The 21,829-nt window shown below is 37.1% G+C and carries 24 protein-coding genes; 7 read left to right on the top strand and 17 right to left on the bottom strand.

What is annotated here, in order from left to right; genetic code table 11:
• Nucleotide 1 precedes the first annotated feature (1 nt).
• The 4 genes from LC455_RS25460 to LC455_RS25445 form a co-directional block, all read right to left on the bottom strand.
• Nucleotides 2-1,315: a dihydrolipoamide acetyltransferase family protein gene (locus LC455_RS25460; protein WP_223595215.1), complete on the bottom strand. Its 1,314-nt coding sequence runs from the start codon at nucleotides 1,313-1,315 to the stop codon at nucleotides 2-4.
• Between the two features lie 77 nt (nucleotides 1,316-1,392).
• Entirely contained in the window at nucleotides 1,393-2,370 is a 978-nt protein-coding gene (locus LC455_RS25455; RefSeq protein ID WP_223595195.1) for an alpha-ketoacid dehydrogenase subunit beta, read from the bottom strand.
• Between the two features lie 3 nt (nucleotides 2,371-2,373).
• Nucleotides 2,374-3,489, bottom strand: a complete 1,116-nt coding sequence (gene pdhA / locus LC455_RS25450; RefSeq protein WP_223595194.1) for a pyruvate dehydrogenase (acetyl-transferring) E1 component subunit alpha — start codon at nucleotides 3,487-3,489, stop codon at nucleotides 2,374-2,376.
• 379 nt (nucleotides 3,490-3,868) lie between these two features.
• The gene (locus LC455_RS25445) at nucleotides 3,869-4,528 is read right to left on the bottom strand and encodes a YkyA family protein (RefSeq protein WP_223595193.1); all 660 of its coding nucleotides are present in this window, start codon (nucleotides 4,526-4,528) and stop codon (nucleotides 3,869-3,871) included.
• A gap of 157 nt (nucleotides 4,529-4,685) precedes the next feature.
• Between LC455_RS25445 and def the strand changes: the two genes are divergently transcribed.
• Nucleotides 4,686-5,240, top strand: a complete 555-nt coding sequence (def, locus tag LC455_RS25440; RefSeq protein ID WP_223595192.1) for a peptide deformylase — start codon at nucleotides 4,686-4,688, stop codon at nucleotides 5,238-5,240.
• Between the two features lie 26 nt (nucleotides 5,241-5,266).
• Here the strand turns inward: def and LC455_RS25435 are convergent, their stop codons facing one another.
• Together LC455_RS25435 and LC455_RS25430 are read right to left on the bottom strand one after the other, a co-directional pair.
• A complete protein-coding gene (locus tag LC455_RS25435; protein WP_223595190.1) occupies nucleotides 5,267-6,037 on the bottom strand; it encodes a Cof-type HAD-IIB family hydrolase in 771 nt (256 codons plus the stop codon).
• A 26-nt stretch (nucleotides 6,038-6,063) separates the two neighbouring features.
• Complete coding sequence (locus tag LC455_RS25430; RefSeq protein ID WP_223595188.1) at nucleotides 6,064-6,960, bottom strand: DMT family transporter; 897 nt, start codon at nucleotides 6,958-6,960, stop codon at nucleotides 6,064-6,066.
• 495 nt (nucleotides 6,961-7,455) lie between these two features.
• Here LC455_RS25430 and LC455_RS25425 point away from each other — a divergent pair, with 495 nt between their 5' ends.
• A complete protein-coding gene (locus tag LC455_RS25425; protein ID WP_223595187.1) occupies nucleotides 7,456-7,665 on the top strand; it encodes a DNA-dependent RNA polymerase subunit epsilon in 210 nt (69 codons plus the stop codon).
• A 3-nt stretch (nucleotides 7,666-7,668) separates the two neighbouring features.
• A complete protein-coding gene (gene rnjA / locus LC455_RS25420) occupies nucleotides 7,669-9,336 on the top strand; it encodes a ribonuclease J1 (RefSeq protein WP_223595186.1) in 1,668 nt (555 codons plus the stop codon).
• A gap of 42 nt (nucleotides 9,337-9,378) precedes the next feature.
• Here the strand turns inward: rnjA and LC455_RS25415 are convergent, their stop codons facing one another.
• The 10 genes from LC455_RS25415 to LC455_RS25370 form a co-directional block, all read right to left on the bottom strand.
• The gene (locus tag LC455_RS25415) at nucleotides 9,379-10,038 is read right to left on the bottom strand and encodes a potassium channel family protein (RefSeq protein WP_223595185.1); all 660 of its coding nucleotides are present in this window, start codon (nucleotides 10,036-10,038) and stop codon (nucleotides 9,379-9,381) included.
• Nucleotides 10,039-10,121: 83 nt separating this feature from the next.
• Nucleotides 10,122-11,030 carry a DUF4349 domain-containing protein gene (locus tag LC455_RS25410; protein WP_223595184.1) on the bottom strand — a complete coding sequence of 303 codons (909 nt, stop codon included), beginning with the start codon at nucleotides 11,028-11,030 and terminating at the stop codon, nucleotides 10,122-10,124.
• A 111-nt stretch (nucleotides 11,031-11,141) separates the two neighbouring features.
• Nucleotides 11,142-11,597: a TlpA family protein disulfide reductase gene (locus LC455_RS25405; RefSeq protein WP_223595183.1), complete on the bottom strand. Its 456-nt coding sequence runs from the start codon at nucleotides 11,595-11,597 to the stop codon at nucleotides 11,142-11,144.
• A gap of 67 nt (nucleotides 11,598-11,664) precedes the next feature.
• On the bottom strand, nucleotides 11,665-12,213 hold the full coding sequence (locus tag LC455_RS25400) for a peroxiredoxin (RefSeq protein WP_223595182.1): 549 nt from the start codon (nucleotides 12,211-12,213) through the stop codon (nucleotides 11,665-11,667).
• Nucleotides 12,214-12,492: 279 nt separating this feature from the next.
• A complete protein-coding gene (locus LC455_RS25395) occupies nucleotides 12,493-13,617 on the bottom strand; it encodes an N-acetyldiaminopimelate deacetylase (protein ID WP_223595181.1) in 1,125 nt (374 codons plus the stop codon).
• A gap of 57 nt (nucleotides 13,618-13,674) precedes the next feature.
• Entirely contained in the window at nucleotides 13,675-14,385 is a 711-nt protein-coding gene (dapD, locus tag LC455_RS25390) for a 2,3,4,5-tetrahydropyridine-2,6-dicarboxylate N-acetyltransferase (protein WP_223595180.1), read from the bottom strand.
• A gap of 85 nt (nucleotides 14,386-14,470) precedes the next feature.
• The gene (locus tag LC455_RS25385; protein WP_223595213.1) at nucleotides 14,471-15,349 is read right to left on the bottom strand and encodes a LysR family transcriptional regulator; all 879 of its coding nucleotides are present in this window, start codon (nucleotides 15,347-15,349) and stop codon (nucleotides 14,471-14,473) included.
• Between the two features lie 61 nt (nucleotides 15,350-15,410).
• Complete coding sequence (cbpB, locus tag LC455_RS25380) at nucleotides 15,411-15,863, bottom strand: cyclic-di-AMP-binding protein CbpB (protein ID WP_223595179.1); 453 nt, start codon at nucleotides 15,861-15,863, stop codon at nucleotides 15,411-15,413.
• A 114-nt stretch (nucleotides 15,864-15,977) separates the two neighbouring features.
• On the bottom strand, nucleotides 15,978-16,214 hold the full coding sequence (locus LC455_RS25375; protein ID WP_223595177.1) for a YkuJ family protein: 237 nt from the start codon (nucleotides 16,212-16,214) through the stop codon (nucleotides 15,978-15,980).
• A 204-nt stretch (nucleotides 16,215-16,418) separates the two neighbouring features.
• Nucleotides 16,419-17,630 carry an EAL domain-containing protein gene (locus LC455_RS25370; protein ID WP_223595175.1) on the bottom strand — a complete coding sequence of 404 codons (1,212 nt, stop codon included), beginning with the start codon at nucleotides 17,628-17,630 and terminating at the stop codon, nucleotides 16,419-16,421.
• 146 nt (nucleotides 17,631-17,776) lie between these two features.
• Here LC455_RS25370 and LC455_RS25365 point away from each other — a divergent pair, with 146 nt between their 5' ends.
• From LC455_RS25365 to LC455_RS25350, 4 genes are all read left to right on the top strand, one after another.
• The gene (locus LC455_RS25365) at nucleotides 17,777-18,604 is read left to right on the top strand and encodes a C39 family peptidase (protein WP_223595174.1); all 828 of its coding nucleotides are present in this window, start codon (nucleotides 17,777-17,779) and stop codon (nucleotides 18,602-18,604) included.
• A gap of 155 nt (nucleotides 18,605-18,759) precedes the next feature.
• Nucleotides 18,760-19,635 (top strand): metallophosphoesterase, encoded by an 876-nt coding sequence (locus LC455_RS25360; protein WP_223595172.1) that lies wholly within the window; start codon nucleotides 18,760-18,762, stop codon nucleotides 19,633-19,635.
• 283 nt (nucleotides 19,636-19,918) lie between these two features.
• Nucleotides 19,919-20,398 (top strand): YkyB family protein, encoded by a 480-nt coding sequence (locus tag LC455_RS25355; RefSeq protein ID WP_223595170.1) that lies wholly within the window; start codon nucleotides 19,919-19,921, stop codon nucleotides 20,396-20,398.
• Nucleotides 20,399-20,418: 20 nt separating this feature from the next.
• Nucleotides 20,419-21,567 carry an aminotransferase A gene (locus tag LC455_RS25350; protein WP_223595168.1) on the top strand — a complete coding sequence of 383 codons (1,149 nt, stop codon included), beginning with the start codon at nucleotides 20,419-20,421 and terminating at the stop codon, nucleotides 21,565-21,567.
• Nucleotides 21,568-21,607: 40 nt separating this feature from the next.
• On the opposite strand, the gene LC455_RS25345 is transcribed toward LC455_RS25350, so the two are convergent.
• Nucleotides 21,608-21,787 carry a hypothetical protein gene (locus LC455_RS25345; RefSeq protein ID WP_223595167.1) on the bottom strand — a complete coding sequence of 60 codons (180 nt, stop codon included), beginning with the start codon at nucleotides 21,785-21,787 and terminating at the stop codon, nucleotides 21,608-21,610.
• Nucleotides 21,788-21,829 lie beyond the last annotated feature (42 nt).

The raw sequence follows: 21,829 nt of genomic DNA, 5'->3' as shown, positions 1-21,829 counted from the left end.
ATTACGCCTCCATTAACAATAGTTCTGGATCGTTCAACAATCGCTTGATGTGATTTAATGCATTCTGTGCTGTTGCACCGTCAATCATACGGTGATCGAAACTTAATGAAAGTGCCAATACCGGAGCAGCGACAATTTCACCGTCTCTAACAATTGGTTTTTCAGCAATTCTGCCTACACCCAAAATCGCTACTTCAGGATGGTTGATTACCGGAGTAAACCATTGTCCTCCTGCAGAGCCAATATTGGAAATTGTACATGAAGCACCCTTCATTTCATTCGGTGCAAGCTTACCATCACGTGCTTTTGTAGCCAGTTCATTTATTTCATTAGAGATTGAGAAAACGGACTTTCGATCGGCATCTTTTACAACTGGAACTAATAAGCCTTTTTCTGTGTCGGCAGCAATTCCAATATTGTAGTAATGCTTATGAATAATTTCACTTGTTGCATCATCTAGAGATGTATTAAGCGCAGGGAACTCACGCAACGCACTTGTTAATGCTTTTACGATGTACGGCAAGAAAGTCAGCTTGATGCCTTTTGCAGCAGCAACTTCTTTGAATTTCTTACGATGTGACACAAGCTTTGTAACATCCACTTCATCCATTAGAGTTACGTGCGGAGCAGTATGCTTGGAATTCACCATTGCTTTGGCAATTGCTTTGCGGATTCCGCTCATTTTTTCACGAGTTTCAGGGTATTCTCCCTGTGGTACTGAAGCAGCTGCTTTTGGAGCTTCTGCTGCCTGAGATTCTTCTTGAACAGGAGCTACTGCGGCAGCTTGTGGTGCTGCTGCTGGTGCGCCGCCAGATAAGAATGCATCAATATCAGCTTTCATAATCCGGCCATTTTTTCCTGTTCCTGCAACTAAAGCAATTTCCACACCTTTATCGCGTGCATATTTTCGAACAGATGGCATCGCAATGATACGGCGGTTTGGATCAACTTCTGCCTGTGGCTGAGCAGGTACTGGTGCCTGAGCAGGAGCAGCTTCTGTCTTTGCTTCTGGGGCAGGTGCTGGTGCTGCAGGTGTTTCCGCCGGAGCAGGAGCTTCATCACCATGATCGCCCTTAAATTGTAAATTTTCATATCCTGGTGCATCAAAGGTTACAAGGACCTGCCCAACAGTTGCTACAGTTCCCTCTCCAACTAATACTTCTAAAACAGTTCCTTCTACGGGTGAAGGAATTTCAACGACTGCTTTGTCATTTTGGATTTCACAAAGAACATCATCTTCCTGAACTTTATCGCCTGGTTTGATGAACCATTTGACAATTTCACCTTCGTGAATACCCTCACCAATGTCAGGCATTTTAAATTGAAATGTGGTTGCGGTTGCGCTCACTTGGATTCATCCTCCTATTTTAATTAGATTTCTGTGGAAAAGAATTAGAATGATAATACTTTTTTCGCTGTCTCAATAACGTCTTTATAATTTGGCAGCCAAACAGATTCTGCTTGAGAGAAAGGATAAATCGTATCCGCTGCAGCAACACGTAATACAGGAGCTTCTAAACTTAAAATAGCTCGATCATTGATTTCGGCAACCACGTTTGCTGCTACCCCCGCTTGCTTTTGTGCTTCTTGAACTACAATTGCCCGTCCTGTTTTTTCAACTGACGCAATAATGGTGTCAATATCAAGAGGACTAATTGTTCTTAGGTCAATAACTTCGACGGAATGTCCCTCTTTTGCTAATTCATCCGCTGCCTTTAATGATTCATGAACCATAGCTCCGTAAGTAATAATGGATAGGTCAGTACCTTCACGCTTGACATCTGCTTTCCCAAGAGGAATAGTATATTCTTCTTCAGGAACCTCTTGGCGGAATGCACGATATAATTTTAAATGCTCAAGGAAAATAACTGGGTCATTATCACGGATGGCAGACAACAATAATCCTTTAGCATCATATGGTGTGGATGGAACAACGACTTTTAAACCAGGCGTTTGTGCCATTAAACCTTCTAAACTGTCTGAATGAAGCTCAGGTGTATGAACTCCCCCGCCAAATGGAGAACGAACAGTTATTGGCATATTATAGCGGCCGCCGGAACGGTAGCGCATACGAGACATTTGACCAGCAATGGAATCCATAACTTCAAAAACGAATCCAAAGAATTGAATTTCAGGGATTGGACGGAATCCAGTCAGCGCCAGACCAACCGCCAATCCTCCAATTCCCGATTCAGCAAGAGGAGTGTCAAACACACGGTCCTCTGTAAATTCTTTCTGTAAGCCTTCAGTTGCACGGAATACGCCGCCGTTTACACCAACGTCTTCACCGAAAACCAATGTATTTGGATCATTCCGAAGCTCTGTACGTAGTGCATCGGTAATAGCTTGAATCATTGTCATTTGAGCCATGACTTACTTCGACTCCTTTGCTTTATAGATTTCATACTGTTCTTTCAGGTTATAAGGCATTTCTTCAAACATGTTGGACATAAGGTCAGTAACCTTTTGCTTTGGTGCAGCATCCGCTTTTTTGATTGCCTCTTTAATATCATCTTTTGCTTGTTCGATTACTTGATTTTCCTTCTCTTCATTCCATAAACCTTTCTTTTCAAGAAACTTACGGAAACGTACTAAAGGATCTTTCTTTTCCCATTCATTATCAAGATCAGCCGTACGATAACGGGTAGGATCATCACCGGCCATAGTATGTGGGCCATATCTGTAAGTTAAAGTCTCGATTAACGTTGGCCCTTCTCCGTTGACCGCACGTTCACGTGCATCACGAACTGCTGCATAGACAGCTAATGGATCCATTCCGTCAACTTGAATGCCAGGGATACCTGCCGCAACCGCTTTTTGAGCAATTGTTTTTGCAGCTGATTGTTTTTCAACTGGAGTCGAAATCGCAAAACGATTATTTTGCACAATAAAAATCGCTGGTGCTTTAAACGCGCCTGCAAAGTTAATTCCTTCATAGAAATCCCCTTGAGAAGCACCGCCGTCACCAGTGTAGGTAATAGCAACAGCTTTCTTGCCGCTCTTTTTATACCCTAAGGCAACTCCTGCAGCTTGAATATACTGTGCACCAATAATAATTTGTGGTGATAGGACATTTACACCCTCAGGAATTTGGTTACCTTGGAAGTGTCCGCGTGAGAATAAAAATGCTTGATATAAAGGCAGTCCATGCCAAATTAATTGTGGTACATCACGGTACCCAGGTAATATAAAATCTTCTTTTTCAAGAGCGAATTGAGAAGCTAATTGTGATGCCTCCTGCCCTGCAGTTGGTGCATAAAATCCTAGTCTGCCTTGACGGTTTAAGGAAATTGAACGTTGATCTAGGATACGTGTATAAACCATACGGCGCATAAGTTCCTGAAGCTGGTCATCCGTTAGTTCCGGCATTGCTGCTTCGTTAACTACTTCGCCTTCTTCATTTAATATTTGAAGAGTTTCAAATTGATTTTCGACAGCCTCAAGTGCGTTCTTCGCATTGAGCTCTGCATTCTTAAGTTTTGAAGCCATTTGATCACATCTTCCTTTCTAATCAAAAGATAAAATAAAAATAAAATCCACTAAGTTAGATTACCCCAAAAACATGAATAAAAGCCTGATGTGTATTTGACATCATTTTTTTCATTCTCTAACATCTTATTCTGTATCAGTTTTTTATGTAACTACATTGATACAACAACTCAACCCATATTCGAGTTTACACCATTCATCTAAACGCGTCAAATCCTTTGCGTAATAATTTTTCACCATAAAGATAATACAAATTACAATCGTCCCAATCACCACTGTACTAATTTATTTTTATTTCTGTTATATAAAATTCCATCATTTTTAACCGTGTTATAATATAGAAAAAAATCGGCCCATGGCCGATTTTAAAGTTGAAATGTTATTTTTTTATTAATTCAGCCTTTTTATAAAAGGTAAGTTTCTTGTCATTATATTGTTCCGTTAACTTATTAAAACTTTCATTGGCCTCAAAAACTTTTTTATATGAATCATTTAGTTTTACTACCTGCCCTTCTAGATCCTCGAGCTGCAAGTTCTTATTCTTAAACATTTCATACAATTGCTGGTCATTTTTTAATGCCTCCGTATAGGCAGTGTTCAGCACATCATGGGCCTGATATCTTTTCATCATAATATCATAAAGTTCATTAGCTAATTTTTTTAGAGACGGTTCGTCAAGCTGTTCTTTAAAATCAGCTATTTTTTTAAATTCTTTTTCAGATTCCTTAATGCTTTTTGTTTCTTTTTCCATATGCTCTTGACGTTGAGCTGCGAGGTCCAGCGCTTCATCTGAAAGCTTAACAATCTCGTCATATTCCTTCATTCCAAGACCGATTATTTGGTCATATAATCCTTTTTCTTTCTTCTCTAATGTTACAAGTGGTTCTTGCTGCTCTTCAAATACCTTTTCTTTAGCTGCCACATTTTCTAGAGTTTCATACATTTTTTCGAGTGAAGACTTTTTATTATTACATCCAGTTAAAATTACGAAGGCTGCTAAAAAAAATAAAACTAACCTTTTTTTTCTGGTAAAAAACATTTATGAACCTCCTATCTATAACATTTCTTACTATATCTATACTTTGTTGGTTTGACAATATAAATAGATGTTTTGGTAAACAATTGTTAACATTTTATACATTGTTTGATAGACTATTGTTGCACTTAATTACATTTAAATTCAGGAGTGAATGTTCATGTTAACGATGGAGGATATCATTCGGGATGGCCATCCTACTCTTAGAAAAGTGGCTGCAGAAGTACATATGCCGCCATCAGAAGAGGATGCACAAATTTTACGAAGCTTATTAGAGTACGTAATGAACAGCCAAAATCCCGAAATCTCGTACCAATATGGCCTGCGTCCAGGAATTGGGTTAGCTGCCCCTCAGATTAATGTATCTAAACGGATGATTGCGGTCCATTTAACGGACGACAAGGGGGTTCTTTACAGTTATGCCTTGTTTAATCCGAAAATTATCAGTCACTCTGTAGAAATGGCTTATTTAACTTCAGGCGAAGGCTGTCTTTCTGTGGACGAAGCCATACCAGGTTATGTTCCTAGATATGCGCGAATCACTGTTAAAGGAATAAACCTTAATGGTGAAGAGATAAAGCTTCGTTTAAAAGGACTGCCTGCTATTTGCTTTCAACATGAAATTGATCATTTAAATGGTGTAATGTTTTATGATCATATTGATAAACAGGAACCGTTAAAAGAGATCCAAGGAGCAATCCCAATCGAAAGATAAAGAAACTCGCCATATGGCGAGTTTTTTTAAATGAGCTGTAATTCTTTTAGTCCATTCCAAATACCATTGTTGGAGACATCGGTTGTGATTAAGTCGGCATGTTGTTTTGCTTCTGGAACGCCATTGCCCATGGCTACACCTGTCCCTACTTCCTTCAGCATTTCTAAATCGTTTAAGCCATCGCCAAAAGCATATACATCCTTTAGTTCAAACCCTAGTTGATCAATCATTTTTTTAATGCCTTCTGCTTTTGAGCCGCCTTTTGGCAGGATATCAACAGAATAAGGATGCCATCTAATAAAATCAAAATTCGGGAAAGCATCTAAATATATATGTTCATCTTGGCTCTCACAAAAAAGGAGCGACTGATACAATTTTCGATTCACATAAAAATGCAAATCCTCTTCCGGATGTAAGAAATTTAGGCTTCCCAAGCTGGTTTCAATAAATGGATGATGTTTTACACTCGACTTCATCGTTTTTTCTGTCATAAATACTAAAGGGTGCTTATTGATCAGTGCTTTTTGATAGAGTTTTTCCATCCCGCTTTCATTCAATGGATTCTCGTATATCGCCTTTTTTTCAAAGACCACATATTGACCATTGAAGCTTACAAAGGAATCTATATCAAGCTCCTCGCGCAGCCCTTCGAACATGAATGGAGCTCTTCCTGTAGCAATTGCGACAAAAACTCCATTTTCCTTTAGTAATCGAATGGCATTTTTCGTGCTGATCGGAAGTTTCTTTTCATGATCAAGTAATGTCCCATCGATATCAAAAAAGACAATTTTTTTCATATTCCATATCTCCTTTAATCAAACACTTATGCTGCATGTGTCACATTTGATTTATCTTTTGGTTTGATAGAGGCAATATAAACGCCAATAAAAATTACTGCTAAGCCAATGATCATTGATAAGTGAATATTCTCTTTTAAAAGCATTGCTCCCCAAAAAACAGCAGAAATTGGTACTAGATAGGTAACAAGTGAAGCAAATTCAGGACTTCCCTTTTTAACCAGATAATAAAACAATAGATAGGCGATCCCTGAACCAAGTGCTCCTAGGCCAATAAAAGGGCCCACCGTCTCTATAGTAATAAAAGAAGAAATAAATCTTGGATTCGTAGACCAAACAATAATAAAGCTCATTATAGTGGAAATTAATAGCGTAAAGAATGAAGTTTCCAACACTGATAAATCGGTTAAATGTTTTTTGGTTAAGTGTGATGCCAATCCATAACAAAAGGTGGCACCGGTCATTAGCAATATCCCAGTTAAATTGCCTGAATAAAGCTCACCTAATTTGACATCAGATAAAATAAAAATCCCTATAAAACCAACGAAAATACCAATCCATTGACTTTTCCTTAACGAAGAAGAAAAGAAGATAAAACCAATAATTAATGTCCAAATCGGTGTTGTTGCATTAATAATTGAGGCCATACTGGAGGTGAGCTTCGTTTCACTTGAACAAATTAACAACCATGGAAGCACGTTATTGGTCATGGCAACCAGGATCAGCTTAAACCAAGGCAGTTTCTTAAGGATTATTTTTTTCTTTTGCAGGATAATGATAACAAAAAGTATAATCGTTCCAAAAAGGCAACGGCCAAATACTATTGAAATCGGCCCCAAAGAAGTTAATAGAACTTTTATAAATAAAAAGGATGTTCCCCAAATAATGCTTAATCCAATCAAAGCAGTATATAATTTCCCCATTCCCCTTAATTCCTTTTCCTTTTATCTCTTTTATTTATTCCTTTAAAACACTAAACCTTCTTCATGTAAATGTCAATTTGTTTCAACTTTAGCAATTCCATGTTTAACCATGAAAGAATCAGCATTTTCATCATATAATAATAGTAAAAAAACTATCATTTAAAAAAATTTCAATTATCTGCCATTGCTTGCTTTACTTTGGACAAGGAATGTTTAAAATAAGAATTAAGGAGATGATCCACTATGTTAAAGAAGCTAAGAAAAAAGCTTTTAAAACAGTGGAAAGATTTGCTGCGAAAAAAATCCATTGCCTAAATTTTTTTTGAGCCCTTCTAACTTGCGAAGGGCTCCTTCGTTATTGTAAATTGTAAAAACAGATTCTTTTTTTACATACTTTTCACATTAGCCCATTGTTTTCTTATGAAAATAAATGAAAAAGATGAAAATGTTTTATATAATAGAAAAAGTTATGATTTAGTGAGGAGCGATTTTGTTATGCTATTTAAAGTTTACTACCAGGAAAGCATTAAAGAAGTACCAGTCAGAGAGAATACAAAAACTCTCTATATTGAGGGAGAATCCGTACGTGACGTCCGTACAAAAATTGCCGACCGCGGCTATAATGTTGAATTTGTACAAGAAGTTAAAGGTGCCTATTTAGAATATGAAAAACAAAATGAAGACTTTAAAGTATTGGAGATATAATTTATGAAATTTGTTAAAAATGATCAAACTGCTGTTTTTGCCCTGGGAGGTTTAGGGGAAATTGGCAAAAACACATATGCAGTTCAATTCCAGGATGAGATTATTTTAATTGATGCTGGAATCAAATTCCCTGAGGATGAACTATTAGGTATTGATTATGTCATTCCTGATTATACCTATTTAGTTAAAAATGAAGAAAAAATTAAGGGGTTATTCGTTACACACGGGCACGAAGACCACATCGGCGGTATTCCTTATTTATTACGAGAAGTCAATATCCCTATTTATGGAGGAAAACTGGCACTCGGTTTAATAAAAAATAAATTAGAAGAGCATGGTTTATTAAGAAATGCCAAATTAATTGAGATAAAAGAAGATGATGTGATTAAGTTCCGAAAAACATCGGTGACATTTTTCCGAACTACCCACAGCATTCCTGACTCCTATGGTATTGTCGTTAAAACTCCTCCGGGTCAGATCGTTCATACGGGGGACTTTAAATTTGATTTTACTCCTGTGGGTGAACCTGCTAATTTAACGAAAATGGCTGAAATTGGAAAAGAAGGTGTACTTTGTCTACTTTCTGACAGTACAAATAGTGAAATTCCGGATTTTACGATGTCGGAGCGCAGGGTAGGAGAAAGCATTCACGATATTTTCCGAAAAGTCGATGGCCGAATTATTTTTGCAACGTTTGCATCAAATATTCATAGGCTGCAGCAAGTTGTAGAGGCAGCTGTGGAAAATGACAGAAAAGTAGCTGTATTTGGTCGAAGCATGGAAGCAGCCATTAATATAGGCCTTGAATTAGGATATATTAATGCACCAAAAGAAACATTTATTGAAGCTAATCAAATTAATCGCTTACCAGCTGACAAAGTTACTATTCTTTGTACCGGAAGCCAAGGTGAACCAATGGCAGCTCTATCAAGAATTGCAAATGGCACACACAGACAAATTCAAATAATACCTGGGGATACTGTTGTATTTTCGTCATCACCTATTCCTGGTAACACAATAAGTGTCAGCCGAACAATTAACATGTTGTATAGAGCCGGTGCGGACGTCATTCACGGAAAACTAAGTAATATTCATACCTCTGGACATGGTGGACAAGAGGAACAAAAATTGATGCTGCGGTTAATTAAACCTAAATTCTTTATGCCAATACACGGTGAATACCGGATGCAGCGCATGCACGCAAAACTTGCAGTGGACTGCGGTGTTGATGAGGAAAATTGCTTTATTATGGACAATGGCGAAGTACTAGCTCTTTCGGAAAACTCAGCACAGGTAGCCGGAAAAATTCCATCAGGATCTGTCTACATTGACGGCAGTGGTGTCGGGGATATTGGAAATATCGTCTTACGTGACCGACGAATTCTTTCTGAGGAAGGGTTAGTTGTTGTGGTTGTCAGCATAAATATGAAGGAATTCAAAATTGCTTCTGGACCAGACCTGATTTCTCGCGGCTTTGTTTATATGAGAGAATCTGGTGATTTAATCAATGATGCACAAAATTTAATTACAAAGCATTTAAATAAGGTTATGGAGCGAAAGACAAGCCAGTGGTCAGAAATTAAAAATGAAATTACTGATACGTTAGCACCTTTCCTTTATGAAAAAACAAAACGTCGCCCAATGATTTTACCTATCATTATGGAAGTTTAATATTAACAAAGCGGAAGCACCTTCTGGTGCTTCCGCTTTTCTTTATTCCAATACCTTTTTTTCAAACCTGCTGATGTCGTTAGTGTTTCCAATTACTATTAATACATCTCTAGTATGAATCGTTTCTTTCGCCTGTGGAGAAACAATGATTTCTTCACCTCTTTTTATCGCCACGATATTTAAACCATACTTTTTACGAACATCCAAATCCATGATTGTATTGCCGCCAAGTTTTCCATTTGCCACTATTTCAACAATACTATGGTCATCTGAGAGCTGGAGATAATCAACCACATTGCTGGATGACATATTAATAGCAATCCTTTTTCCCATATCTCTTTCAGGATGCACAACATGATCCGCCCCAATCTTTCGCAGAACCTTTTCATGATAATCATTTTGTGCTTTGGAGGTAATTTGCCCGACTCCTAATTCCTTTAAAATTAGCGTTGTTAAAATACTCGATTGAATATCATCGCCAATCGCTACAATCACATGATCAAAATTGCGAATCCCTAAACTCTTCAAGACGTTTTCATCTGTTGAATCTCCCACAACTGCATGGGAGGCAATCATGGAGTATTCATTAACACGCTCTTCATTAACATCAATTGCTAAAACTTCCATTCCCTCATCTGTCAGTGTACGGCAAATACTGCCCCCGAAACGGCCCAATCCAATGACCGCAAAGCTTTTCTTCACAAAAACTCCCCCAGCAAATACAATTTCTCTTATGCTCCCATTTTAGCATTGAAGATCATTTTAAATATAGTATAAAATACCGCTTAAACACCATTTCTATTTTTCCTCTTTCGATAAAATAGAAAAACTGCAAAACCTATAATAGCTAATATCACCAGAATCGGAAGGTTACCGATTATAAAGACAACTAAGCCAGACACCAAGCTTAATAACATGTTTGTACTTTTCATAAATTGCTTTTTCGTCATTTCCCATGTATTAAGTTTGTCTCTCTCAATATCGGGAACAATAACCTTATTTTCATATAGAGTGATCGTTACGGTTGAAAACGAAGTTTGATTTTCTAAAAATTTCATTTTCCCCTGGATTGTTTCTATTTCTTCCTGTACGGCGGCTAAATCGGCGGAGATTTTTAATAGATCCTCCGTTTTTGTTGCAGTTTTCATAAATGATAATAATCGTTCTTCTACGACCCGTTTAGATTTTAATCTGGATTCAAGATCGACATATTCCTCTGTTACATCCTGTCCCGTTATATTCCGCTGCAGAACTTCGGCAGCCTGCCCCTCTGCATCATGTAAAAAAGCCTGAAAATTCTTTTGCGGTATTCGGATGGTAATACTGCCGCTGACCTGCTCCTGCCCTTCTTTGGTTACATTAGATGAAGCAATATAGCCGCCATATGTTTCTGCTTTTTCTTCAAAGTTTTTGACCGTTTGTTCAAATTTTTTGACCCTTAGCTGCAAATCCGCTTGATAGATAACCATCTTGTTAGGAACTTCGAGTATTGATTTCTCCTTTAGAGCACTAGAATTATCTGTCTCACCAGAGTATATCGAGGACTTCTCCCCATTACTTGACTGCGCAGAATCCATTTTAGCCGTATTGTCCTTACTCATTTTCGCACCCTCATTACTACTTGAACTACACCCTGTAATACCAAGCATTAAAACAATGAAAAAAATAGGGAACACTTTTTTTACCTTTTTCAATCCAAGACACCCCTTTTTCTCTCTTTATAATTACGGACGATAAAATGATTACAAGGTTACAAAGAAGCAATAAAAAACTGCTCGCCTAGAGAGACGAACAGTTTTTATTATTTATTCCGTTTTTTCCAATTCATCCAAAACACGGTTTACACGCTTTTCTAGCATTTTCATGCCACTGCCGCCTGCTTGGAAATGACGAAGCTTTCCTTCACGGTCAAAAACATAGTAAGCTGGTACATACTGATTTTCAAATGCTTCTGTTAGTTTATGATCGCTGTCAACAAAAATAGGCTGGTTAATTCCATGCTCTGATGCCACTTGCTTGATTTCTTCTAAATTTAGATCGTTTTCCGATCTTGGCATATGAACTGCAACCACGTTTAATTTGTCTTTAAAATCATCTCGAAATTGGTTAACTTGAGGCATTGCCTCTTTACATAAATGACAGCTGATTGACCAAAAATGAATCAAAGTTGGTTTTTCACCAATTAATTCATCTCTAGTTACTTCACCGTTTAACCATTCTGTTGCACCTGCTAATTCTGGCATTGGTTCACGTAATTTCATCGATTTTCCTCCTATTAAAAAGACCTAACGCTTTTAAAGAGTTAGGTCTATCTTGTTTGATTAATAATTATACATTAAGTGTAGCTTGTCCAGGCTTCCAGTTAGCTGGGCAAAGACCGCCAGTTTGCAATGCTTGAAGAACGCGTAAAGTTTCATCTACATCACGGCCGATGTTGTTGTGGTTAACAACAGAGTACATTAATTCCCCTTCAGGGCTGATGATGAATAGTCCGCGAAGTGCAATACCTTCTTCTTCAATTAAAACTCCATAATCACGGGAAACAACATGATTTGTGTCAGCCGCTAATGGATATTTCAAATCGCCAAGGCCATTTTCTTTGCGATCTGTTTTAATCCATGCTAAGTGAGTATGAATTGTGTCAGTTGAAACACCGATAACCTCTGCATCAAGGTCTTCAAACTCATCGTAACGGTCAGATAGAGCTGTAATTTCAGTTGGACATACAAACGTGAAGTCCATTGGGTAGAAGAATAATACAGTCCATTTATCGTTTTTCATATTTTCTTCAAGGCTTACTTTTTTAAATTCTTTGTTTGGCATAACTGCATCCATTTCAAAGCGTGGAGCTTGCTTACCTACCATACGTTCTGGCATTTGAATCCCTCCAAAATAATCAATAATTAGTAATAGCAATTCTCATTTGCTATCCTTCTGACAGTTTTCATTATAGGACAAATCTAATTTTGAGTCAATATTAAATTATAATTAATTTAAATAAATACTAATTATCAATTATAACCTAATTTTCCCCTTAATAAGTTTCTCCCTAAAATGTCTAGAATAAACGACAATATGTAACAATATTCCTTTTATTCTCTATAATTTTACCATGATTATCCTTAGGAATAAAATAATAAGCATTTTCAAAACAGCTTACATATTATTACCTTTATACGTTAAAAAGCTTGTCATTACCTTAACGGCAACGTCAATTGCCTTTTCATCTGGATTTAGTTTGGCATGATGCAGACCAAATGGTGAATCGACACCGAGCCAAAACATCAATCCGGGAATTTCCTTGAGCATATACCCAAAATCCTCACCTGTCATTGCTTCCTTGCACTCAATTACCTGAATATCTGTTTCTTGTTGAATATAATTGATAAATTCCCTAGTTATGGTTTCTGTATTATAAACTTGATGGTACATTGAACCGTAATCAATCACAGCTTCACATTCGTAGCCTGCTTCAATTCCTCTTACCAATGCCTCAATGCGGTGCTTTACCTTCTTCATCGATTCCGGCGACAATGTGCGGATCGTCCCTTCAAGCCTTGCATTTTCAGCAATAATATTTTGTACGGTACCCCCGGTAATTTTACCAATCGTTATAACTGCACTATCTAAAGGGTCAACGTTTCTGGAAATGATGGTTTGCAATTGCGCAACTAGAGCGCAGGCAGCAATAACCATATCATTTGTTTCGTGCGGTCTTGCGGCGTGTCCACCCTTCCCCTTCAAATCAATGAACAATTCCGAAGTATTGGCAAATAATAAGCCTTCTTTTACTGCGATGGCGCCAACTGGATACTCTGGTGCAATATGAAGGGCAAAGATTAAATCCGGCATCCATGCCTGCATTTCTGCTGATTTCAACATTGGCTCAGCTCCGCCTGGCCCTTCTTCAGCAGGCTGGAAAATGAATAATAAATCATCATTGATTTGATTTTCGACAAAATAGGTAAGCACACCTAGAGCAATGGTCATATGGAAATCATGGCCGCACGCATGCATTCTTTCCTCATGGGTAGAAGAAAAAGGATAACCAGTTTTTTCTGCAATCGGTAAGCCATCAATATCCGTTCTATAGCCAATAGTTTTTTCAGGCATTAATCCATGAACTTTGACAAATAAACCTGTTTTCCATTTTTTAATGGACAGCCGCTCTTGGGGCAGCCCCTCTAAATAAGCCAATAAATAGGCCTGTGTCTTAAACTCTTGAAAACCCAGTTCAGGAATTTGATGAAGATCGCGGCGAATTTTGATTAATGAGTCCATCTAAGACTCTCCTTTCTATAAAAGAAGCGTGGAAAAGGCTCCACGCTTTTACATTTCTTATAGTTGACGCAACTCTTGCATGATCTCAGTTTTTGACTTTGTCTTTTCATCAATATCTTTAATTTTACGTGCTGGCATGCCGGCTACGACCGTATATGGTGCTACATCCTGAGTAACAACTGCTCCTGCAGCGACGACTGATCCTTGTCCGATTGTTACTCCTTCTAAAACAACCGCGTTCGCACCAATTAGAACGTCATCTTCAACGACTACTGGTTTTGCGGATGGCGGTTCAATAACGCCTGCTAAAACAGTGCCTGCGCCGATGTGACAGTTTTTCCCTACTGTTGCTCTTCCACCAAGGACAACTCCCATATCAATCATTGTTTTTTCGCCAATTACTGCACCAATATTAATGACGGCGCCCATCATAATAACGGCATTATCGCCAATTTCCACTTGATCACGGATGGTAACTCCTGGTTCAATACGAGCATTAATATGTTTGGTATCTAATAATGGAATAGCAGAATTGCGTCGGTCATTCTCAACTACAAAATCTTCAATTTTTCCTTTGTTTTCCTCAAGCACTTCACTAATTTCAGCCCATTCACCGAAAACAACACCAGTATTTCCATTAACAAATGCCTTGGCACTTGCCCCAAAATTGATTCCCTCTAATTCTCCCTTTAAATAAACCTTGACCGGAGTAGATTTTTTACTATTTTGAATAAAAGAAATAATTTCATGTGCATCCATCATTTTCATAAACTGTTTACCCCCTAATTGTCTGTACTAAAAAATAATTTACCAAACAAAGTAACTTAAAACAAGCAAAACAGCGTAATACTTCCTAAGATTCAGAAATATGTTCTTTAATGAGTTCGACAAAAGCCTGAACCTGTTTTAATTGGAAGGAAGACTCATACCCTAATAGCCAGGTATCCCGCTTTAGCGGTTCATTATTCTCATCTAAAAGGGGTATTTTAAAAATATCCCGTTCTGCTTTAGTTAACGTAATTCCAGGCAATATTGCATAACCAATTCCATTAAAGGCCATTTGTTTACAAGTCTCAATTTGGTCAACAAGCACTGTCCTTTTTGGCGAGGTTTTAAAGTTCCGCATCCACCAATCCTGAATTTCTTGATAATAATTCGAATCACTCTTAAATTGGATAAACGGCCGGTCAACTTCTAAAACTTGTTCCGGTCTAATAATTTCTCGATCAACCAAATAAAGTGGATCATCGAAGAGATGGACCTTAACCCCCTTCCAATCAGGGGTGCCGCGGATAATTCCAATATGTACCTGATCATCATATAAACATTTTAGAATTTCACTGCTCCAACCAGTAATAAGTGATATCTTTGCTTGTGGATACTTGTCAATAAATTTCTTTAATACTTGAGGAAGCCAGTTTTGACCCACGATAGAGGCTACAGCTATTTTTAAGGTACCTGACACCCCTGATTGCAGCGAATAAATCGTCTCGCGAACCTTTTCTTGCTTATTAAGAACGTCATTAACAAATTCAATAACATGTTCTCCAGCAGGAGTAAGGGCAAGACCTTTTTGCGAACGAATAAATAATTTTGTACCCCACTCTTTTTCGATTGTCTGTAATCGCTGTGAAAGGGCAGGCTGTGATACAAACAACCGTTCCGATGCTTTACGCATATTCATTTCCTGAGCTAAAACTGATAATAATTGATATTCCGATAATGAGGACATTCCTTCACCACCTTCAAAAATATCCAAAAAAATATGCCCCCATTTAGGGAGCCAGGTGCAATCATTTATCAATTTTTTTTAAGCGTTTTACCTGTTTATTTAATTGATTTAATACTGTGCTTCTTGGCAATATCCCTTCAAAAAAGCCATCGTCCGTCTCAACACATAAAAAAGGATGATTGACCAGTAAGTCCAAACATACACTAAGTGAGGCCGAAATTTTAACCCGTGGAATCAGCTTTTTCATAACTTCTTCTACGCGTTTTTTTTCAAGGGTTTCAAATTCAATTCTTTCTAGACCGAGGATAGAGTCCATGATAATTGGAGTGCTAATCAGCCCATGGAGCTTATAATGTGGGTCTAGAACCGGAATTGCAGTATAGCCGCTTTTTGTTAACACTAATAAGGCATGCTCGAGATTATTGCCAATTTGCACATGTGCCACCCGTTCGGATGGGATCATTAACTCTTTAATGGTTAATTCTAAAAATTCCCCACTGGGAAGACTAATCATCGCCGAAAACTCCTCAATGTATGTTTTTCTACAGACTTATTTTATCATAGTTTTCGGAGGTCTGTGTGAATTAAAATACCGATTCATTAGGAAAAGAAAGGAACCAATTGGTTCCTACTGAATTAAATCAAAAATTTCAATTGTGATCATATCAATATTATCAAATTGATATCGTTTAGGTTTTTCCTTTTCATTATAAACCTCTAATTCATACGTTACCGTTTTCGGATGAAATGTAACTTGACACTTTCTCTCTCCATTAACTTCGAAATAACGCTGAGCTGGCTCACCGCTGTTAGCTTGTTCCTGAAGATTTTTTAATCTGGTTAATATACCTTGAAGCTGTGACATTCGTTTAATCTCCTTTCAAACACAAACAAACTTCTACTTTTATATTTCACAATTGGCCTGTTTCTATCCTTATGGATTATTTACTTAAATAAATTCCATTTTTTCTTATGCCAATATTAAAAGAATAAAATAACTGATACTATTTGTCCAAGCAAAAATGAAAAAATTGACTATTTTTTTTAAAATGCCTATCCTGAACCTAAACTACAGTAATTGCTCGTGTTCAAATAAGTATTGGTATGAAATGTCGATAAACAAATAATCATCTCCGTTCATCGGATAGGAGAAGGTTCTAATATTCTCCCCTGTTTCAATATCACGATATAAATCGGATAAAATCCCTTTCCTTTCGTTTCTCATCTTGATAATATTTTCTAGAAAATATGGCCGCCAGCTCCAGTTTTTATTCTTGTATTCAGCTTGAACATTCCAGCCATTTTTTTCTTTAAAAATGTTTGCCGATTTTTGAAACCCATCTTCATCACAAATATACATACGAAAAGCAATATGATCCAGTTCTTTTACTAACGTTTGGAAAAGCTCTTTAAACCCTGCCTTTTTGTTTTTCATAACAATTTCTTGAACCATTGTATGGAAATATTCTGAAGCTAAATAAACACCCTCTAATTTTCTTTTTTCATAAGAAATAAAATCGTGAAACTTTTCTTTTAATCGGGATTTTAATAAATCTCTCTGAATGAATTCTGCTGCTGGGGGATATAAATAAAATCCTTGATAATAGCGTCCTCCGTTCTTCCAGGCAAACTGCAGCTGATAACTCATTTCAATATTTTCAAACAAAAGGGTTGCCCCAATTTTTCTTGCTAAAAGGGACAGGGTAAACAAAACATCATGGAAGTTCATTCCTGTTGCCGTAGATTTAAGAGGTTCTAAATTTATTTTTAAAATATCCGGCTCAAGTTGACCAATTCGCTCAAAATGATAACTTTCATTATCTATGCAAGAAACAGCAATTTTGATCCCATATGTCCGATAATATTGAAGCAGATGATCAAATTGATCGAGATTCCCAAGATATTTTCTGTCCGAAATTTCAAGAACAATCCTGCTTAAATTAAACCCTTTTTTTTCAAATTCTAAAAGCTCCTGCAAAAATGGCTCTCCATGACCATACATTAATAACTCGGCATTGCGATTCAAAAATATACTAATATCATCTTCAAGCTTTATGGCATTTTCAAGGGCTTTCCTAACTAACAGCAAATCAACCTCAAATTTATATTCATCAGGAATTTGATCATCTTGAAAAAAAGGTCCTAAGCTTATGATATTATCCCCGGTCTTATACCTTCCCAAAACTTTATAGGCAATGACCTGTTGTTCGTCCGCACTAAAAATAGGTTGGAAATAAGGAAAAACATGTTCAAGATCCGATAGAATTTCCAAGGCATCCATCGAAGTACCTCCAAAAAAAGATTTACACATAATACCATACGTTTACTTGCCCCAGCCCGTTCGTTCATTACCAAAAGGATACCATTATAGCTCAAAAGAAACAATCAAACAATATAGTTAAGCTAATTTCAAAGGGGGAAAAGTTTTTGAGAAAACTTTGCTTATTAGCCTCGATCCTTCCCATGTTTGGATGCAGCCACTATAATGATGATCCAGATGCCAGTTCAAATCTTATTCAAAACAAGCCCGCTTCAACATACCGAATGGAAGAAACGCCTAAAAACACTAACTACACCATAAACGATCTTACTGATCAGGTGATTTACGATAAAAAAATAACCAGCCAAGGCAGTCATGTTAGTACAACAGCCCATAAAAATTCTGCTATGCTTAATGTAATTCTAATTAGACAAAACCCGGAGCTGCGTTATGGCTGTGAAGTGACAAGCCTCGCCATGATGTTGAATTATGCGGGTGTCAAAACAAGCAAAATGGATTTGTACAGGCTGATTCAAAAGGATCCTGATCCGCTCATCAAATCTCCAAAGGGAGATATTTTGCGATGGGGCAATCCAGCAGATGGATTCGTTGGGGATATGACAGGAAGACGAGCTGGGTATGCTGTTTTTGATAAACCGATGATGGCATTGATTAACCAAAAGCTACCAGGCAGAGCTGTCAATTTGACCAATCAGCCATTTGATCGTGTATTAGAGCACGTTTCAAAAGGGTATCCTGTCGTTGTCTGGACAACTGGGGATTATCGCCTGCCTGACCGCTGGGAATCCTGGTATCACGGAAAACAATATATTAAAACTCCATTGGATTTACACGCCGTCGTCTTAGTTGGATTCGACTCTAATCATGTTTATTTAAATGACCCACTTTCAGGCAGGAAACAAGTTAGAGTAAATAAACAACAATTTATCGCTTCCTGGAAAGCACTGCAGAACCGTGCAGTGAGCTATCGTTAACAAAAGCAGCCCTGTGAGGCTGCTTTTTTCATGAATTTTTGTTCTCTTTTTCGAATAAAAATTAATAATATCCATTTCATTTTACTTGCAAAAAAATCAATTTTTATCGAAAATACATTTGGAAAGTAATTAAAAAGATAGGTTGGTAGAAAAAAATGCCTAAAAAACTAAAAAGGAGAACATTTCTGAAGCGAACATTTGGTTCCTTTCTAACCGTTCTCGGATTAAGTTCAGGGGGCTACTTTTATGCCAATCGTATTGAGCCCTCATTACTCGATATTCAACATCTTGAAATAAAACACCCGTTAATACCCAAAAGTTTTAACGGAATAAAAATCATCCAGTTCTCTGATACCCATCTAGGTTTTCATTATAACCTTACCCAATTTTCCAAACTTGTCGACAAGATCAATGATCTAAAGCCAGACATCATTTTTTTTACTGGCGATTTGATGGATGAACCAAATAAATATTCAGAAATTAATAAACTGATTCCCCTATTGGAATCATTGCGCTCTCCTCTTGGTAAATTCTGTATTTTTGGCAACCATGATCATGGAGGCTATGGTTCTGATATTTACCGAAATATTATGGAAGCAACCAATTTCACTGTTCTATTAAATGAATCGGCCCCAATCAAGTTAAAAGATCAAAGCAGGATTCATTTATTAGGAATTGATGATGCAATGTTAGGAAAACCGGATTTACCTTTGGCCTTAAAAAATGTACCGCAAGACCATTTTAAAATTTTATTATCCCATGCGCCTGACCTTGCTGATGACGCATCAAGGTATCCAATTCAATGGCAAATAAGCGGTCATAGCCATGGTGGACAAGTTAAAATACCTTTTATTGGAGCGCTTGTCATTCCTCCATTTGCCAAGAATTATCCTGAGGGTCTTTATTCAATTGGTGATCAAAATCCATTAACCCTATATGTTAATAGAGGAATCGGAACAACCCGTTTGCCTTTTCGGTTTATGGCAAAGCCAGAGCTAACAGTCTATACACTAAGACCTGAAACAACATAAACCTTATCCAATTTTTTAGATAAGGTTTTTTTATTTAAAAAAGCGATTTTCAAAATAATGTTTTTACAATCTCTTATTTCTATTTTACAATAAAATTAACTGAAAGAAAGCAATTTATTGAAAATAATGATTATTTTACTAAAGTTTTTCAAATCATACATAGTATAGCCAAAAACGAAAAGCATCTAAAATCTATTTAATAATAGAATCCATGCCATATTTTAATTTCGATTAATAAAAGGTATAATGGAAATGTTCGAAAAGATAGAAAGGAGAACATATTTTGAATCCCGATCAGAAATATCCCCAAAGAAATGGAAATCTAACCATCGATAACCTCGCTCAAGCAGTCTTTATTGTGAATCGCCATGCAAAGACAGCGACTAACCCCAAATTTTTATACAAATTAAAACAAGAATCGTTAAAAAAATTAATTCATGAAGGAAAAGCTAAAAAAGTAGGTCTTCATTTTTCTGAAAACCCAAGAAATAGTCAACAGCAATCCGACGTCCTTGTGGAATGCGGCAGATATACCTTCCATATTCCTCCTACTAAATTGGACTTTCATCAACTTCCGCACTTGGGTAAGTTAGATAATCATATTCGAAACCCAAAGGCAGTACTTTCACTTAATGCTGCAAAAGCATTATTGCAGTCCTATACAGGAATTTCCGAGGAAGGACCGCCTCCCTCAAATCAGCGAAAAAACCAACGCACCTATCAAAAACCGATATTCAAAAAATTAGGTGAAAGATATTCTTAATTGTGGAAGGACGAACATAAGTGGAGCATTTGATTAATCAACGAGTTAAAGAGATCGAGATTTCTGGAATTAGAAAATTCTTTAATATGGTATCCCATATAGATGACCTAATTTCTTTTACCATAGGCCAGCCTGATTTCCCCACCCCCGAGCATGTGAAACAAGCGGGAATAAATGCAATTGAAGAGGATTTTACCTCCTATACTCATAATGCAGGAACGATTGAATTAAGGAAGGCTGCCAGTGATTTTGTCGAAAAGAAATATTGTTTACATTACAAACCTGATTCAGAGGTAATCGTTACTATGGGGGCCAGTGAAGCAATTGACATCACCTTTAGATCCATTCTCACTGAGGGCACTGAAGTTATTTTACCTGGCCCGATTTATCCTGGTTATGAACCTATTATTCGGATGATGGGGGCAGTCCCTGTCCATGTAGACATTAGAGAAAATCAATTTCGGTTTACCCTAGAGATGATTAAACCCTTTATTACTGAAAAAACTCGCTGCATTGTCCTTCCATACCCATCAAACCCTACGGGCGTAAGTCTTTCAGAGATGGAGTTAAAGGAAATTGCCGACTTTTTAAGTGATAAGGAAATTTTTGTTCTAGCTGATGAAATTTACAGTGAGCTTACATTTGACCGCAGCCATAAATCAATTGCGAGCTTTCTAAAGGAAAAAACAATCGTCATAAATGGATTATCAAAATCTCACTCGATGACAGGGTGGAGAATTGGCTTTTTATTTGCACCAGAGTCCATTACCAAGCACATTCTAAAGGTTCATCAATATAATGTTTCCTGTGCAAACTCAATCGCCCAAAAAGCGGCTTTTGAAGCTTTAACTGTGGGAATTGATGATGCTCTATCTATGAAAAAAGAATATGAACAACGAAGGGACTATGTTTATAAGCGATTGACTAAAATGGGGCTTGAGGCCGTGAAGCCGGATGGCGCATTCTATTTCTTTGTCAAAATACCCGCTACCGTTCCATTGAATAGCTTTGATTTTGCTTTGGAACTTGTTCAAAAAACAAAAGTTGCCGTTGTTCCCGGCAGTGCATTTTCTGATTATGGGGAAGGTTACTTCCGTTTATCCTTTGCTTGTTCAATGGAAACATTAGAACTCGGACTTAACCGTATTGAAGAATATTTACAAAAATAAACGAAACCCTCACCATATTGAAGGTGAGGGTTTCGTTTTTTTATTGACCTTGATATTTCCCGTTGTTTTTAGGTGCTTTTTCTTTTTTAGCCTTATCCTTATGAATTTTATTTGTAGCTGCAGAACCGATTTCATGAGCAAATTCTTCATTTAACTTTGAAGAATCAAAACCCTTCTTGTTTTTTTGATCGGCATTATGCTTTTTTGTCCTTTTAGCCATAAAAAATACCTCCCATCAACTTTTCTATTATAGTTTTTTGAA

Source organism: Neobacillus bataviensis (assembly GCF_019969725.1).
Note: the sequence above shows the minus strand (reverse complement) of the source record. Positions and strands in the feature narration are given on the sequence as shown.